This window comes from Pseudomonas sp. GL_103 (genome assembly GCF_057835175.1).
This window is the reverse complement of sequence record NZ_CM174420.1, coordinates 4,490,969-4,505,051: the sequence shown is the minus strand read 5'-3', so window position 1 is coordinate 4,505,051 and position 14,083 is coordinate 4,490,969. Positions and strand designations below refer to the sequence as shown.

Genomic DNA, 14,083 nt, shown 5'->3' with positions numbered 1-14,083 from the left:
TGACAGTCGGCGGGCTTTTTCATGTCGTGCATTTGTGTTGTCTGTCCGGCCGCCTTCGCGAGCCTGCTCGCGAAGAACGATAACGCGGTCCAACCGAGGTTACACGCCACTAAGCCCCTTGATGACCAGATCCACATTCCCCTCCAGCTCCGCCACCGGATCCTCGGCATCGGTACTCAACACCACCAACCGGCTACCCGCTCCGGCAATCACCGCTTTCAGCGCATCTGACGGCTGCCGGTGATGCAGCACCACCGCGATGTCATTGTCCTTGAGCGTTGTGCCCAACTGCTTTAGCGCCTCCGGTGTCCACTCGGCATCGGCGCGTGGGTCCTGGCCGATCAATTCCAGATTGAGGCCGCCGATCAGGTAACCAAAGTGATCGCTCAGGCTCATCACACTCAGGTTGTCCGCATTGGCCAGCCGCGCTTCGCTGTCGGCGCTGAGCTTGAGCAAACGCTGCTTGAGCGCTGCCAGGTTGGCGTCGATTTTTGGCTTGGCCTCGGGGGCCAGGCGTACCAGGTCCGCCGCCATCACATCGGCCATGCGTCCCATGTTATTGCTGGAGAACCACGGCTGACTGTTCAGCCCGTCGACCTTGTTGTCGGGTTGCACGGCTATGCCGGGCAGGGCGCCGTCCACCGGGCGGGCGGCGTCGACTTCGACGATGCGGATATTGCTGCGCCGGGAGATCGGGTACAGCGGGTCATCCGGCCACAGTGAGCGCAGGCCGATCACCGCATCGGCATCGTTCGCCAGCTTGGCCAGCGCCGGGGCGCCACGGCCGGTGAAGTAGGCGGTCTGGCGGCTGCCGGGCAAATTGGCCGGGGCCGCGCGTTCGAGGCTGACATCGGTGCCCTTGAGCAAGACCTCACCCAGCCCATAGGTAATCGGCAAGGAGGCCAGCACACGCAGCGGTTTGCCGTTGTCGGCGGCGATGGCCGTTGTCGCCAGCCCGCACAGTGCAACGGCGAGGGTCAGTTGGCGCAGTGAAAAAGTCATTTATCCAAGGTTCCCTTTCAGGCTGGGGACGACGCCGCGCGCGAGGGCGGCCAGGGCGAAGGCGATACCGGCCACGAGGATGATCGCGGCGCCGGACGGGATCGGCAGGTCGAAGACGATCGGCGCGAGAATCCCGCACAGGGTGCTGACGGTGGCGATCAGCACCGAACACCAGAAAAAGCCCTTCAGCGATTGGCTGAGCAGGCGTGCCGCGGCGGCCGGAATCACCAGCAGGGCGCCCACCAGAATCGCGCCGATGACCTTCACGGCGGCAACGGTGATCAGCGTCACCAGAATCACGAACAGATAATCCAGGGTTTTCACCGCCACCCCGCGTACCGCCGCCAGTTGCGGGTTGAAACTGGCGAGCATGATGCGGTTGTACAAAGGCAAGGCCAGGGCCATGACCAGCGAACCGACGATGGCCAGCACCAGCAGGTCATTGCCGTTGACTGTCAACACTGAGCCGAACAGTACGTTTTCCAGAATGTGCACGTTTATCTTGCCCGCCAGAATCAGCAGCAGGCTCGCGCCCAGGGCAAGCGACACCGAGAGAAACACACCGATCAAGGTGTCCGGCGCCAGGCCGGTGCGGTTGCGCAGGTAGTTGAGCAGGATGCCGAACAGCAGACAGTAGCCGAACAGGCTGCCGTAAGGCCCGGTGTAGGGTTCGCCGAGCAGGATGCCGATGGCCACGCCGGTCAGCGCAGCATGACCGACCGCCTCGGAGAAAAACGCGAAGCGCTTGACCACCACCAGCGTGCCCAGGCCACCCAGCACCGGGCCGATCAGCAGCCCGGCGATCAAGGCGTTGACCACGAACCCATAGGCCAGCGCCTCGGGCAGATAACCCGACGACGCCCAGCCCTGGACCATCAAGCGAAAAGCTTCGTAACTCATCAGGCAAGGCTCCGTGGGTGGGTCGAGAACAGGGTCAGCAGACGCTCCGGTGTCAGCGCCTGTTGCGGCGTGGCGTCGAACAGCACCCGGCGATTGAGCCCGGTGACGTGATCGGCCAGGCGCCCGACCGCTTCCAGGTCGTGCTCGATCCACAGCACGGTGATGCCCGTTGCTCGCCAGTCGCCGAGCAAGCGTTCGAACACCCGGATGCCGGCCTCATCGAGGGCGGACATCGGTTCGTCGAGCACCAGCAGCTGCGGAGACGGAATCAGCCCCTGGGCGAGCAACACCCGCTGCCGTTCGCCGCCGGACAGTGCGCCCATGCGGCGCTTGCGTTTGTCCTGCATGCCGACCCGCTCCAGCGCCTCGCCAATCGCCGCCGCGTAGTGTTTGCTCAAACCGAGAAAGGCCGGGCGTCGCTGGCACATGGCGGCCATGAAATCGTCGACGGTCATCGGCAAGCCTCGGTCGAACTCCAACGCCTGTGGCACATAGCCGATGGTCCCAGGCACCGCGGGCCATTGCAGGCTCAAGCGACCCTGGTGCGGCATTTGTCCGAGCAGGGTCTTGATCAGCGAACTCTTGCCGCCGCCGTTGGGGCCGACCAGGGCGTGTACGCTGCCGGGGCGGACCTGAAAGGTTACGTTGTCGAGGATCGTCGTGCGGCCAAGGGTCAGGCTGACGTCAGCAAAATCCAGCGTCGGCCCCGAAACCTGTAGGAGCGAGCCTGCTCGCGATTGCGGTCTGTCATTCAATGATGATGTCGCCTGACTGGCCGCCTTCGCGAGCAGGCTCGCTCCCACAGGGGATTCTGCATCGGCCAGGATGGCTTCTTTCGATGTCATTGGCCGGATTCCTGAATCGCCCGCACCACGGTATTGAGGTTGCCGGTCATTTCCTTTTCATATTTGTCGGCGGTGTATTCGCCGTAGGAGATGTGCGACAGCGGATACAACTTCACCCCGGACTCGCGCTGGATGGTGTCGACGTAAGTGGAAGGAAAGTCCATTTCCGAGAAGATCACCTTCACGTCCAGATCACGCAGTTGATCGATGGTTTTCTTCAGCTGGCTCGGGCTCGGTTCGATGCCATGGGCCGGTTCGACCACGGCTGTCACTTCCAGGCCGAATTCGCGCAGCAGATAGTCGTAGGCCGCATGCACCGTGGCCACCCGCAGTTCAGCGTTCGGTGCCTGGGTCAGTTTGGCCAGGGCGTCGGCGCGCATCTTGCGCAGGCGCTTGCCATAGGCGCGGGCGTTCTCGGTATAGGTCTTGGCATTGGCCGGATCGAGCTTGCCCAACTCCCGGGCAATGTTGTTGACCTGGGCGATGGAAGCACTGATCGACAGGAAGGTGTGCGGGTTCACCACCTTGCCGGCACCGCGTGCGGCCACGCCGGTGGCGGCCAGTAGCGGCACGTTTTCGTTGGCTTCGATCACCGGGACGTTCGGGGTTTCGCTGGCGGCGATCATGCGGTCGGCGAAGTCGTCATGGCCGACACCATTGAGGACGATCACGTCCAGCCCGCTGATGCGCTTGATGTCTTCGGCGCGGGGCTCGTAGGCATGCGGGTTGAAACCGGCCGGAATCAGCGGCACCACCTCGGCCTTGTCGCCGACGATGTTCGCCACGTAGCTGTAGTAAGGATGCAGGGTGATGCCGATGCGCAGGCGCTTGGCTTCGTCGGCGCTGGCCAGTGAGGGCAGCAGGCAGGCGAGCAAGCCGACCAGCAGCAGGCGCAAAAAACAACGGTGAGATGAATTGGGCATGGGAAAGCGGTCTTCTCTCGGAAAAAGGCGAGGGTTCAGTGCCGGTGCTGGCGGGTCACGCCGGCATCGAATTGCGCGACGACCTGCTGCCAACCGGCGCTTTCGAGCGCGGCGTCGCTGAGGTCGGCAGGGGCCGTGAGCTTGCTGGCGCGGTTGAGCCAGATGTCCGGTGCATCATTGGCTGCGGCCAGGCGCATCAGGAACGAACCGGCAACCGTCGGTGTCTGGCTCTGGCCGAAATAGGCCTTGGCGTCGAGCAATTGCCAGGCATGGCCGCCCCGGCTGACGGAGCTGGCGTCCCGGGCAAACGGCGCAAACCCTTCCTCGGACAGCGCCTCGGGAGTTGGCAACGTTTGCTGCTCCTGGCGCATCAGGTGGATCTCGTCCAGCGTCACCCGCAGATCGGCGTAGATACCTTGTTCGGATGCACTGAGGTCGCGGCGCGCATCCAGTTGATGGCTGTCGACACTGCTTACCTCATGGGATTCACCGCGCCAGAGCACCACCGAGCCGGCCACCGCCAAGATCATCAGGCACAGCAGCAGAACATAGAGGGTTTCGTGACCGGCCCCGGCCGGGCGCACGACTTGGATCGTTGGAGTGCTCATGGCGCCTCGATGTCCGCTTGGTCGATTTCCACGACGTGACCGGGGCCAGCGTCGAACAGCACATAAAACTCGGCGCCGGGCTTCTTGAAGGTCAGGGTCGAATCAGGCCCGAGCTTGCCCGGCACCAGAATGGTTTCGTCGTAGCCGATCACATCGAGGGTCACGCCCGGAGCGCCGCTGCCGTCGGAAAAACCGCCGGTGCACTTGATCTGTTCGGCGTCGATGGCCTTGCATTCGCACATCGGGTTGTGGGCCAGGGCGCTGGCGCTGAAGCCGGCGCAGAGCACCAGCAACACGACTTTGAGCGGGCGAAGAGGGTTGATCATGGTTTGCCTCCTTGTTTGTTCAACCAGGCGATGGTGGCGGGGGAGGCCTGGCTCAAAGGAATGGATGCCTGATGCATGGCGCCGTCCCAGCCTTCCATGGTGATCCACAGTTCGGCGTCGGCCCTGGTCTTTTCCGGGACGGGCAGCGACGCGCCCATGCGGTACGGGGCGCCGAAGAAAATCACCCCGGCGGCGCGCAGGCTGCGGGGCTTGCCGATGCGCAGGTAAGTGGCCTTGACCTGGCCGATACAGGCCTCGCACAGTGCGGCGTTGAATCCCTTCATGTAGCCGGCGGGGCCTTCGAGCATCGGAGCTGAATTGCGCAACTCCGCCAGGCGCAGGCTCCAGGGACCGACCCGGACTTCGCCGACTTCCCGTTCGCCAAGGCCACTGTCGCCGCGCATCAATGCCTCGTCGGCGAAGTACTTGGGCATGAAACCGAGTGGGATCAGCAGCAACAGGACGTTCAGGTGAAAGCGCCATTTGTGCCAGAACACGCTCAGGCGCGAAGGTTGCGGGGCTGCAATGTCTTTGCTCACAGATCGACCTCCGACACTTCGTGGTTCGTGGCCGGTTGCGCCGCAGTGTTGCGCTGTTTCCTGTTGCTGCGTTTGAAGGCATTGGCCGTGGCCAGCGCCGTGCGCTTGGTCCAGATCAGCAGGCCGCTGAGCACCATCATGCTCAGCAACAGGCCGAAGAATGCCCAGATCAGCTTGATCCACAGTCCGCCGAAATCGCCGGTGTGCAGCGGGCGCATGGACTCGGTGAAGAACTCCAGGGCCGAACGGTCCGAGATCAGGCGCGAAGCGGCGATTTCGCCGTTGTACGGGTTGATCGTGGCGGTCTGGAACATCAACGGATACCAACCGCGCCCGCCGACATCCATGTGGCTGTAGGCATTGCCCGGCAGGCTGACGAAACTGGCCTCCAGCCCGGAGATTTTCTGTGTGGCGATTTCAACCGCGCGGTCGAGGTCGATACGCGGCGGGGGCGAGCCATCGGCTGACAGTGGCACCGCTTCGCGGGACATCGCCGGGATGATCTTTTCCGTGGAAATGGAAATCTGGTTATCGGACAGCAAGGCCTGGATCAGGAACCAGGTGCCGGTAATGGAAATCACCGCGATGAACCAGATCGACCAGATGCCGCTCAAGCGATGAAAGTCGCCCCAGAAAATCCGCGCGCCGTGGCGAATGCGCAGGGTCGGGCGCAAGAAGCCTTTCCAGAAGCGTTTGTAGACCACCAGCCCGGTAATTAGCGACGCCAGCAATGGCAAGCCGAGAAACGACACCAGGTACCAGCCCCAGCTGTAGCCATTGGTAAAAGGCACCAGCCACCAAGCGTGCAGGGCACGGGTAAAGGCGCGGAAGTTGAATTCCGGCGCGACACCCTGGATCACGCCGCTGTACGGATTGACATAAATCACCACCGAGCGCCCGTCGGGGTAGCTGACTTCGACATCCAGTGCGAAGTGCGACTCGTCGGGGCGGCTGATGCTCTGCACCACGGTCTGCGGTTCGGCCCTGTTGATGGCTTCAAGGACCTGCTGATAGCTGAGTAGTGGTGAATCGTCCGAGGGCTGGCTGGCGCGCATTGGCGGGTTGGCCAGCCAGACGATTTCATGGCTGATCACCGCCAGGGTACCGGTCACACAGACGATCAGCACGAAAAACCAGATCGGCAATGCCAGCCAGCTATGGACCAGGAACCAGATTTTTGAACGGGACTTCTTTGACATGTTGGAGGTCTTGGCTCGATGAGAGGCCGCTCGGCTGCGGGCTTCGCAGGGATGAGCGCCCTGAAGGTCCAGTCGTGGCTTTTGCCTACGCGAAGGGACTGCATCTATGTAGGACGGATGAGCAGGGGAAATCCCGAAAGGGGAAATGAAAGAAAATGTTTCTCATTGCCGACAGGTTAGGGGCGGGCATGCTTGCGCAAGTGATTAGCAAGTCGGCGGTGCTGTTGAAGGCGGGGCCCTGTGGGAGCGAGCCTGCTCGCGAAGAGGCCCGCTCCAGCACCAAGGATTTCAACCCTGGGCAAACATCTCCTTCGCCCGTTGCTCGATCTGTTCCTGGGTCAGGTCTTCCTTGCGTGTGGCCAGGAACCACAGGTGCCCGTAGGGATCTTTCAAGGTCCCTGAACGGTCGCCGTAAAACTGATCCTTGACCTCCGATACAACGGTTGCGCCGGCATCGATCGCCTGTTTGTAGGACTTGTCGACATCCGTCACGTACAAATGCAGACCCACGGACGGCGAATTGTCCGGGTTGCTCAGCGGTCCTTGATCACACGGTGTGCCCAGCATGATCGGGCAATCGCCGATGCGCAGTTCAGCGTGGCCGACACTGCCACCGGGCATGTCCAGGCGCATGATTTCAATGGCGCCAAAGGCTTTTTTGTAGAAGGCGATGGCTTCGGCGGCTTTGTTGATGCCCAGATAGGGGGTGACGCTGTGATACCCCTCTGGAATGGGTTTGACGCTCATGATGGATCTCCCTGTTGTTGTTTTGTGAATGGAAAGTACCTGTGCCGTTGTACGACCGAATAAATATAGGCCAGCCTCTTTCGCCTCACCGAGTGCCCGACGAGCAGCAGCGCCACTCAATTGCCATCAAGTCGGCTCCAACCAGTGCGCTCCCGGCCCGCGTTCCCCCAGCACATCGACAATGATCGCCATTCCTTGATAGCCACTATTGAAAGCGTTGATTTCTGCTACCCGGGAGGCACGGGTAGCCTGTGTTCATTGCCTCGAACCCAGTCGCCAGGACGCCAAAATGAAACCGATGATTGCCACTTTGCTGATGCTCGCCATCTCCGTACTCGCCGGATGTGCCAGCCATGTTTCCCCGGAGCTTCGGCCTTACACGGCTGAAGAAAGCAAGGAACTGGCACTGGAGGCGCTGAACCGCCGCGGATTGTCCTTCGACGAATACCACGCGAAAAAAGCTGAACTGCTCGGCCAGCCGCAAAAGTCGTTCAACTTCGACAACCAGGGTGAAATGAACGCCGGGCGATCTGTACAGCTTCACGGTCGTTCAAGCTGAAGCGAAACTGTACTGCTCCAAGTTTCGCGTAACTGTCCATGGGTTTCATCCAGGGTGTGCGATAGGGTCAACACCTGACCGACCCTGACGGACTGCCACCCATGACGCTCTCACTCGACCTGCTGCTGGGCTTCGCCCTGTTTGCCCTCGTCACCTCGATCACACCCGGCCCGAACAACACCATGTTGCTGGCATCCGGGGTGAACTTCGGCTTCAACCGCACGATTCCGCACATGCTCGGCATCACTTGTGGCTTCTTCGTACTGGTGGTGGCGGTCGGCTTTGGCCTTGGCGCGGTGTTCCAGACTTACCCTTTGCTCTACACCGTGCTGCGTTATGCGGGGGCGGCGTATCTGCTGTATCTGGCGTGGAAAATCGCCCATTCCGGGCCCATGTCGGAGACTAAGCAGGGCGAGGCAAAACCGATCAGCTACCTGGGCGCCGCCGCGTTCCAGTGGGTCAATCCCAAGGCCTGGATCATGGCCATTGGCGCCATCAGCACCTACACGCCGATGCAGGGTTATTTCACCAATGTGATCGTGATCGCGGCCGTCTTTGCGATCATCAACCTGCCGAGCGTCGGTGTCTGGGCCGCTTGCGGCACGCTGTTGCGCAATGTTCTGAAGGATCGCCGCTGGCTGCGCCTGTTCAATTGGGGCATGGCCGCGCTGCTCGTGGGTTCGCTGTATCCGCTGTTGCTCGAAAGCTTTAGCTGACGCATTGCTTCAACCGGTTGCCCGATGCCTGTTAAGCTGACTTTTCAGGAGCGTTCCTACGCACTTTTAAATGAAGTAATTCTTCTTTAACGGCATCCGATCAGGTATTGGTAGCGTTCTGAAAACAGCGCGCAGCTCACAAGGCTGCGTTTTGCCGTTTGCAGTCACGAGCTTCCTGATCCCGGAACACGCTCTGCGAGTCTTTTATGAATAAACGTCCGTTGTATTTCGATTACGCCGCCACCACGCCGGTGGATGAGCGGGTCATCAAGGTGATGGTCGAGTGTCTGGGCTTTACCGGCAATTTCGGCAACCCGGCCTCCAGCTCCCACGTCTTCGGCCAGCAGGCCCGGCAATCGGTCGAACAGGCGCGACACCAGGTCGCCGAACTGGTCGGCGCGACGCCCGGGCAGATCGTCTGGACCTCCGGCGCCACCGAATCCAACAACCTCGCGCTCAAAGGCGTGACCCAGGCCCGCGGCACTGGCGGCGGCCATATCATCACCAGCCAGATCGAACACAAGGCCATTCTCGACACCGCCAGGCAATTGCAGGATGCCGGTGTCGCGGTGACCTATCTGGTGCCGGACGCCGAGGGCCTGATCACGGCGCAAGCGGTCAGCGAAGCCATGCGCGAGGACACCTTCCTGGTGTCACTGATGCTGGTCAACAACGAACTGGGCACCCTCAACGACATTCCCGCCATCGGTCAGGTCGTGCGTGATCGCGGCGCGTTGTTCCATGTCGACGCCGCACAGGGCGCGGGCAAAGTGGCGATTGATCTCGGGCAGTGGCCGGTGGACCTGATGTCGTTTTCCGCGCACAAGCTCTATGGCCCCAAGGGCATCGGCGCGTTGTACGTCGGTCCGCGTGCACAACAGCGTTTGCAGGCGCAGATCCATGGCGGCGGGCATGAGGGCGGTTTGCGTTCCGGCACGCTGGCGACCCATCAGATCGTTGCCATGGGCGCGGCCTTTGCACTTGCGGCGGCTGGGTTCGATGAAGAGAAAGCCACCATCGTGCGTTTGCGTGAACGCTTGCTTGAGCAATTGCAGAGCGTTCCCGGCGTGCGTCTCAACGGCAGCCCGACCCGGCGCATTCCCCATACCCTGAGCCTGACCTTCGACGAAGGCGAGTTCAACCCGGCGGCGTTGCTGGCCTCGATCGCGTTTTCCGCGACCTCGGCCTGCAATTCCGCGAGCAATACCCCATCCCATGTACTGCTCGCCCTGGGGCACGATGCCCGCTCGGCTAGCCGCACCATCCGCTTGAGCCTCGGGCGTTTCACCACCGAGCAGGACATCGACAAGGCGGTTCAACTGATCAAGGCAGCCTGCGCCAGTGCTCCGGCATTCTGGCAATAGGGCGACGAAGCGCCGACATTGATCGGCACTCAACAATAATGATGAAGTGGTTAGCAGGAGACACGATGAATACGCAGCTTTCGATCAATGGATCGGTGCCCCAGCGCCTGGCGCAAACCCGCGAACTGATGAGCCGGGAGGGCATTCACGCCTTGCTGGTGCCGTCGGCCGACCCGCACCTGTCCGAATACCTGCCGGGTTACTGGCAGGGGCGCCAGTGGCTGTCGGGTTTCCATGGGTCGGTCGGCACCTTGATCGTGACCCCGGACTTTGCCGGCGTCTGGGCCGACAGCCGTTATTGGGAGCAGGCGACCAAGGAACTCAAGGGCAGCGGCATTGACCTGGTCAAGCTGCAACCGGGTCAACCCGGGCCGCTGGAATGGCTGGCCGAGCAAACCCCCGAGGGTGGCGTTGTCGCGGTCGATGGCGCGGTCATGGCCGTGGCTTCGGCACGTACCCTGGGCGGTAAACTGGAAGAACGTGGCGCTCGCCTGCGCACCGACATCGACCTGCTGAGCGGCGTCTGGAGCGACCGTCCAGGCCTGCCGAACGAACCGATCTATCAGCACTTGCCACCACAGGCGACCGTCAGCCGTGGTGAAAAACTCGCCAAACTGCGTGAAACCCTTCAGGCGCGGGGTGCCGACTGGCATTTCATCGCCACCCTGGATGACATCGCCTGGCTGTTCAACCTGCGTGGCGGCGACGTGTCGTTCAACCCGGTGTTTGTTTCTTTCGCCTTGATCAATCAGCAACAGGCCACGCTGTTTGTCGCCTTGAGCAAAGTCAGCACGGAGTTGCGCGCCATCCTTGAACAGGACGGCGTGACCTTGCGCGATTACAGCGAAGTCGCCGCCGCTCTGCGCGCCGTGCCGAGCGGCGCGAGCCTGCAAGTCGACCCGGCGCGGGTCACGGCAGGGTTGCTGGACAACCTCGACAGCGGCGTGAAGCTGATCGAAGGTCTGAACCCTACCACCCTGGCCAAATCGCAAAAAAGCCTGGCCGATGCCGAGCACATCCGTCAGGCCATGGAGCAGGACGGCGCAGCGCTGTGCGAATTCTTCGCCTGGCTGGACTCGGCGCTGGGGCGTGAGCGCATCACCGAACTGACCATTGATGAAAAACTCACCGCCGCCCGTGAGCGCCGTCCGGATTATGTGTCGCTGAGCTTCAACACTATCGCCGCGTTCAATGCCAATGGCGCGATGCCGCACTACCACGCCACCGAAGAAGAACACGCGGTGATCGAAGGGGACGGTCTGCTGCTGATCGACTCCGGCGGCCAGTACCTGGGCGGCACCACCGACATCACGCGCATGGTTGCGGTGGGCACACCGACCGATGAGCAAAAACGCGATTGCACCCGCGTGCTCAAGGGCGTGATTGCCTTGTCCCGCGCGCAGTTCCCGAAAGGCATCCTGTCGCCGCTGCTCGATGCCATCGCCCGTGCGCCCATCTGGGCGGAAAGTGTCGACTACGGTCACGGCACCGGTCATGGCGTCGGCTACTTCCTGAACGTCCACGAAGGTCCGCAAGTCATCGCTTATCAGGCCGCGCCTGCACCTCAAACCGCGATGCAACCCGGCATGATCACGTCCATTGAGCCGGGCACCTATCGTCCGGGTCGTTGGGGTGTGCGGATCGAAAACCTGGCGATGAACCGTGAGGCAGGCAAAAGCGAATTCGGCGAGTTCCTCAAATTCGAAACCCTGACCCTGTGCCCGATCGATACGCGCTGCCTGGAAACCTCGCTGCTGTCGAACGAGGAAAAGCAGTGGTTCAACGCCTACCACGCCGAAGTGCGCGAGCGCCTGAGTCCATTGGTCGAAGGCGCCGCGCTGGAGTGGCTCAATACCCGCACCGCGGCGATCTGATTGGCTGTAGCCGGGCGCTGTCTCCGGCGCCTGGCTCATTTAGTCGACAAAGGCTCTGACCCTGGCGAGTTGGCGACGATTCGCCGGGGCAAACAGCAGAAACCGCCCATCTACTGCTCTTTTCGGGAGCAGCAAAGGGGCGGTTGGTGGTCGGGCCTTAACTCAAGGCTTCGAGCACGAAGTCCAGTCGATCCTGGCCGAAATACAGCTGCTTATCGACAAACATGCTTGGTACGCCGAATACGCCGCGCTGCACCGCTTTCTCGGTGTTGTCCTTGAGTGTTGCCTTGACTGTTTCGTCGGCGGCCAGTGCCAGCACCTCATCGGGATCGAAACCGTTGCCGCTCAGCACCGCCGCCACGGTTGCCGGGTCATTGAGGTTGCGACCGTCGACCCACAGGGCCTTGAACAGGCAGTCAATGAAGGCGACAAAACGCTCGGGATGGTGCAGCTGAATGCCGGTCACGGCACGCATCAGCAACAGGGTGTTGATCGGGAAATGCGGATTGAACTTCAGTGGCACGCCGTAGCGCCGGGCATAACGGTCGAGGTCAAGAATCATGTGGCGGCCCTTGGCCGGAATGGTCGCCGGTGAGGCGTTGCCGGTGGCCTTGAACACACCGCCGAGCAGGATCGGGATGTAGATCAGCTGGCTGTCGGTTTGCTCACAGATTGCCGGTAGCTGTGTATAGGCCAGGTAAGTGGTGGGGCTGCCCAGGTCAAAAAGGAATTCCACGGTTTTGCTCATGTTCGGTGCACTCTGCTTATTGTTGTAGGGGGGGCTTACCAGCGTTCGCTCCAGGGGCGCAGGTCCAGTTCGAAAGTCCAGGCGTCGCGGGGCTGGCTGTGCAGGTACCAGTAATTCTCGGCAATGTGTTCGGGGTTGAGGATGCCGTCCTGATCCTTGGTCGCGTATTTCTCGGGGAAGCTGTCGCGGATGAAATCGGTATCGATGGCGCCGTCGACGACGACATGGGCAACGTGAATATTCATCGGGCCGAGTTCTCGGGCCATGCTTTGCGCCAGCGCACGAATGCCGTGCTTGGCACCGGCAAATGCGGCGAACCCGGCTGCGCCACGCAGGCCTGCAGTGGCACCGGTGAAGAGGATCGTGCCCCGCTGGCGCCTGGCCATGCGTTTGGCCACTTCACGCGCATTGAGAAAACCGGAAAAACAGGCCATTTCCCAGATCTTGAAATACTTGCGGGCGGTTTCTTCGAGAATGCTGCACGGCACATTGGCGCCGATGTTGAATACAAATGCCTCGATGGGGCCGATCTCTCTTTCGATCTGCTCGACCAGTGCTACCACATCGTCTTCCTTGCGGGCATCGCAGGCAAAACCGTGGGCCTCGCCACCATCGGCCTTGATGGCATCCACCAGTGGCTGGAGTTTGTCCGCACTGCGGCGGGTGACGCAGGCGACAAAACCCTCCCGGGCAAAACGCTTGGCAATGGCGCCGCCCGTGGCATCACCTGCGCCGACGACCAGTACGACCTTCTTGTTATTCATGGGTAGATCTCTGTTTGGTAAACGATCGTTAACTAAACGAACGTTATGCTATGATTCGACAGACGTCAAGGCGAGCAATCCAGGGGGGAAGGACAATGCGTTATTCGGCCAGTCACAAGCTGGAAACCAGGCAAAGGCTGCTGGAAAGCAGTGCGGTATCGGCCAAGAAGTCCGGATTTTCAACGGTGGGCGTGGACGGCCTGATGAAAGCGATTGGCTTGAGTGGCGGCGCCTTCTATAGCCACTTCTCGTCGAAAGACGAGTTGTTCGCAAGCATCGTCGAGCGTGAGTTGGGGCAAAGCCTGACGCGACTGGGGGAGGGGCAGGACCGTGACAAGCTTGAACGCTGCTTGAAGCAGTACCTGAGCATGTCTCACGTCGAGAATCCGGAAACCGGTTGTGCATTGCCGGCATTGGGGGCGGAAATTGCCCGTTCCGATGTGACTGTCCGCCAACAGGCAGAGCACTGGATTTGTCGGCTTCAGGAACGTTGGGCGGGTATTCTGCAAAGCGACAGCCTGGCGTGGGCGATTCTGTCGCAATGTATTGGCGCGCTGGTCGTAGCGCGCATGCTGGCTAGTCCGGATATCCAGCGCACTGTGCTGAAGTCCAGCTACGAGGAAATTGGCCGTCAGATCGCAAGTCCGAGAACCTGACGCGACGGCCCTGCCTATTTGCAGATGACAATCATGCTGCGGCTGGTATAGCCCGCAGGATTGAGGCCAAACAGGTAGTCGCCGGGCTCTTCCACGGCATCTCCCGACTTGGCGATGACCTTGTATCCCTTGGGGGCGCAGGAGTTGGCTGCGCTGGCGTAGCATTTGTCCCAGGATGAAGATAGTCCGGAACAGTTGATGTGTAGCCCTTTCTTGCCGTGCTTGATCTGTGTTTCCGAGGTCGCTGCGCAGCCCGCAATTGCAAGTACGGCGACCAGTATCAAAAATCGGTTCATTACTGTCCTTATAGCGT

The 14,083-nt window shown here is 61.4% G+C and carries 17 protein-coding genes; 5 read left to right on the top strand and 12 right to left on the bottom strand.

The features are described from left to right. Nucleotides 1-99 precede the first annotated feature (99 nt). The 9 genes from AC3IP0_RS20140 to AC3IP0_RS20100 form a co-directional block, all read right to left on the bottom strand. On the bottom strand, nucleotides 100-1,002 hold the full coding sequence (locus AC3IP0_RS20140; protein WP_489316751.1) for a metal ABC transporter substrate-binding protein: 903 nt from the start codon (nucleotides 1,000-1,002) through the stop codon (nucleotides 100-102). Then, the gene (locus AC3IP0_RS20135) at nucleotides 1,003-1,902 is read right to left on the bottom strand and encodes a metal ABC transporter permease (RefSeq protein ID WP_056727050.1); all 900 of its coding nucleotides are present in this window, start codon (nucleotides 1,900-1,902) and stop codon (nucleotides 1,003-1,005) included. Beyond that, the gene (locus AC3IP0_RS20130; protein ID WP_489316749.1) at nucleotides 1,902-2,747 is read right to left on the bottom strand and encodes a metal ABC transporter ATP-binding protein; all 846 of its coding nucleotides are present in this window, start codon (nucleotides 2,745-2,747) and stop codon (nucleotides 1,902-1,904) included. The genes AC3IP0_RS20135 and AC3IP0_RS20130 overlap by 1 nt, the downstream gene beginning before the upstream one ends. Next, on the bottom strand, nucleotides 2,744-3,670 hold the full coding sequence (locus tag AC3IP0_RS20125; protein ID WP_489316748.1) for a metal ABC transporter substrate-binding protein: 927 nt from the start codon (nucleotides 3,668-3,670) through the stop codon (nucleotides 2,744-2,746). Before AC3IP0_RS20125 ends, AC3IP0_RS20130 begins: the two co-directional genes overlap by 4 nt. 35 nt (nucleotides 3,671-3,705) lie before the next feature. Then, nucleotides 3,706-4,278: a DUF6162 family protein gene (locus AC3IP0_RS20120; protein WP_489316747.1), complete on the bottom strand. Its 573-nt coding sequence runs from the start codon at nucleotides 4,276-4,278 to the stop codon at nucleotides 3,706-3,708. Continuing rightward, nucleotides 4,275-4,604: a hypothetical protein gene (locus AC3IP0_RS20115; protein ID WP_489316746.1), complete on the bottom strand. Its 330-nt coding sequence runs from the start codon at nucleotides 4,602-4,604 to the stop codon at nucleotides 4,275-4,277. Before AC3IP0_RS20115 ends, AC3IP0_RS20120 begins: the two co-directional genes overlap by 4 nt. Continuing rightward, a complete protein-coding gene (locus AC3IP0_RS20110; RefSeq protein ID WP_489316745.1) occupies nucleotides 4,601-5,143 on the bottom strand; it encodes a thiamine pyrophosphate-binding protein in 543 nt (180 codons plus the stop codon). Before AC3IP0_RS20110 ends, AC3IP0_RS20115 begins: the two co-directional genes overlap by 4 nt. Then, nucleotides 5,140-6,342: a PepSY-associated TM helix domain-containing protein gene (locus AC3IP0_RS20105; protein WP_489316744.1), complete on the bottom strand. Its 1,203-nt coding sequence runs from the start codon at nucleotides 6,340-6,342 to the stop codon at nucleotides 5,140-5,142. The genes AC3IP0_RS20110 and AC3IP0_RS20105 overlap by 4 nt, the downstream gene beginning before the upstream one ends. 288 nt (nucleotides 6,343-6,630) lie before the next feature. Further along, complete coding sequence (locus tag AC3IP0_RS20100; RefSeq protein ID WP_489316743.1) at nucleotides 6,631-7,089, bottom strand: VOC family protein; 459 nt, start codon at nucleotides 7,087-7,089, stop codon at nucleotides 6,631-6,633. 289 nt (nucleotides 7,090-7,378) lie between these two features. Between AC3IP0_RS20100 and AC3IP0_RS20095 the strand changes: the two genes are divergently transcribed. The 4 genes from AC3IP0_RS20095 to AC3IP0_RS20080 all read left to right on the top strand — a co-directional run bounded on the left by AC3IP0_RS20095 (nucleotide 7,379) and on the right by AC3IP0_RS20080 (nucleotide 11,602). Further along, nucleotides 7,379-7,648, top strand: a complete 270-nt coding sequence (locus AC3IP0_RS20095; RefSeq protein ID WP_489316742.1) for a hypothetical protein — start codon at nucleotides 7,379-7,381, stop codon at nucleotides 7,646-7,648. A gap of 101 nt (nucleotides 7,649-7,749) precedes the next feature. Then, nucleotides 7,750-8,364: a LysE family translocator gene (locus tag AC3IP0_RS20090; protein WP_489316741.1), complete on the top strand. Its 615-nt coding sequence runs from the start codon at nucleotides 7,750-7,752 to the stop codon at nucleotides 8,362-8,364. Between the two features lie 206 nt (nucleotides 8,365-8,570). Next, nucleotides 8,571-9,728, top strand: coding sequence for a cysteine desulfurase family protein (locus AC3IP0_RS20085; RefSeq protein ID WP_489316740.1), 1,158 nt, complete (start codon nucleotides 8,571-8,573; stop codon nucleotides 9,726-9,728). Nucleotides 9,729-9,793: 65 nt separating this feature from the next. Next, complete coding sequence (locus AC3IP0_RS20080; protein ID WP_489316739.1) at nucleotides 9,794-11,602, top strand: aminopeptidase P family protein; 1,809 nt, start codon at nucleotides 9,794-9,796, stop codon at nucleotides 11,600-11,602. Between the two features lie 157 nt (nucleotides 11,603-11,759). Here the strand turns inward: AC3IP0_RS20080 and AC3IP0_RS20075 are convergent, their stop codons facing one another. After that, nucleotides 11,760-12,350 carry a 2-hydroxychromene-2-carboxylate isomerase gene (locus AC3IP0_RS20075; protein ID WP_489316738.1) on the bottom strand — a complete coding sequence of 197 codons (591 nt, stop codon included), beginning with the start codon at nucleotides 12,348-12,350 and terminating at the stop codon, nucleotides 11,760-11,762. Nucleotides 12,351-12,385: 35 nt separating this feature from the next. Further along, nucleotides 12,386-13,114, bottom strand: coding sequence for an SDR family oxidoreductase (locus tag AC3IP0_RS20070; RefSeq protein ID WP_489316737.1), 729 nt, complete (start codon nucleotides 13,112-13,114; stop codon nucleotides 12,386-12,388). Between the two features lie 95 nt (nucleotides 13,115-13,209). On the opposite strand from AC3IP0_RS20070, the gene AC3IP0_RS20065 reads away from it, so the two are divergent. Next, nucleotides 13,210-13,770 (top strand): TetR/AcrR family transcriptional regulator, encoded by a 561-nt coding sequence (locus tag AC3IP0_RS20065; RefSeq protein ID WP_489316736.1) that lies wholly within the window; start codon nucleotides 13,210-13,212, stop codon nucleotides 13,768-13,770. Between the two features lie 14 nt (nucleotides 13,771-13,784). Here the strand turns inward: AC3IP0_RS20065 and AC3IP0_RS20060 are convergent, their stop codons facing one another. Continuing rightward, complete coding sequence (locus AC3IP0_RS20060) at nucleotides 13,785-14,066, bottom strand: hypothetical protein (RefSeq protein ID WP_489316735.1); 282 nt, start codon at nucleotides 14,064-14,066, stop codon at nucleotides 13,785-13,787. Between the last annotated feature and the right edge of the window lie 17 nt (nucleotides 14,067-14,083).

What these genes read in the sequence shown, in the direction of transcription:
- AC3IP0_RS20140 (WP_489316751.1), bottom strand. Translation starts at nt 1,002, where the DNA reads ATGACTTTTTCACTGCGCCAACTGACCCTCGCCGTTGCACTGTGCGGG.
- AC3IP0_RS20135 (WP_056727050.1), bottom strand. Translation starts at nt 1,902, where the DNA reads ATGAGTTACGAAGCTTTTCGCTTGATGGTCCAGGGCTGGGCGTCGTCG.
- AC3IP0_RS20130 (WP_489316749.1), bottom strand. Translation starts at nt 2,747, where the DNA reads ATGACATCGAAAGAAGCCATCCTGGCCGATGCAGAATCCCCTGTGGGA.
- AC3IP0_RS20125 (WP_489316748.1), bottom strand. Translation starts at nt 3,670, where the DNA reads ATGCCCAATTCATCTCACCGTTGTTTTTTGCGCCTGCTGCTGGTCGGC.
- AC3IP0_RS20120 (WP_489316747.1), bottom strand. Translation starts at nt 4,278, where the DNA reads ATGAGCACTCCAACGATCCAAGTCGTGCGCCCGGCCGGGGCCGGTCAC.
- AC3IP0_RS20115 (WP_489316746.1), bottom strand. Translation starts at nt 4,604, where the DNA reads ATGATCAACCCTCTTCGCCCGCTCAAAGTCGTGTTGCTGGTGCTCTGC.
- AC3IP0_RS20105 (WP_489316744.1), bottom strand. Translation starts at nt 6,342, where the DNA reads ATGTCAAAGAAGTCCCGTTCAAAAATCTGGTTCCTGGTCCATAGCTGG.
- AC3IP0_RS20100 (WP_489316743.1), bottom strand. Translation starts at nt 7,089, where the DNA reads ATGAGCGTCAAACCCATTCCAGAGGGGTATCACAGCGTCACCCCCTAT.
- AC3IP0_RS20095 (WP_489316742.1), top strand. Translation starts at nt 7,379, where the DNA reads ATGAAACCGATGATTGCCACTTTGCTGATGCTCGCCATCTCCGTACTC.
- AC3IP0_RS20090 (WP_489316741.1), top strand. Translation starts at nt 7,750, where the DNA reads ATGACGCTCTCACTCGACCTGCTGCTGGGCTTCGCCCTGTTTGCCCTC.
- AC3IP0_RS20085 (WP_489316740.1), top strand. Translation starts at nt 8,571, where the DNA reads ATGAATAAACGTCCGTTGTATTTCGATTACGCCGCCACCACGCCGGTG.
- AC3IP0_RS20080 (WP_489316739.1), top strand. Translation starts at nt 9,794, where the DNA reads ATGAATACGCAGCTTTCGATCAATGGATCGGTGCCCCAGCGCCTGGCG.
- AC3IP0_RS20075 (WP_489316738.1), bottom strand. Translation starts at nt 12,350, where the DNA reads ATGAGCAAAACCGTGGAATTCCTTTTTGACCTGGGCAGCCCCACCACT.
- AC3IP0_RS20070 (WP_489316737.1), bottom strand. Translation starts at nt 13,114, where the DNA reads ATGAATAACAAGAAGGTCGTACTGGTCGTCGGCGCAGGTGATGCCACG.
- AC3IP0_RS20065 (WP_489316736.1), top strand. Translation starts at nt 13,210, where the DNA reads ATGCGTTATTCGGCCAGTCACAAGCTGGAAACCAGGCAAAGGCTGCTG.
- AC3IP0_RS20060 (WP_489316735.1), bottom strand. Translation starts at nt 14,066, where the DNA reads ATGAACCGATTTTTGATACTGGTCGCCGTACTTGCAATTGCGGGCTGC.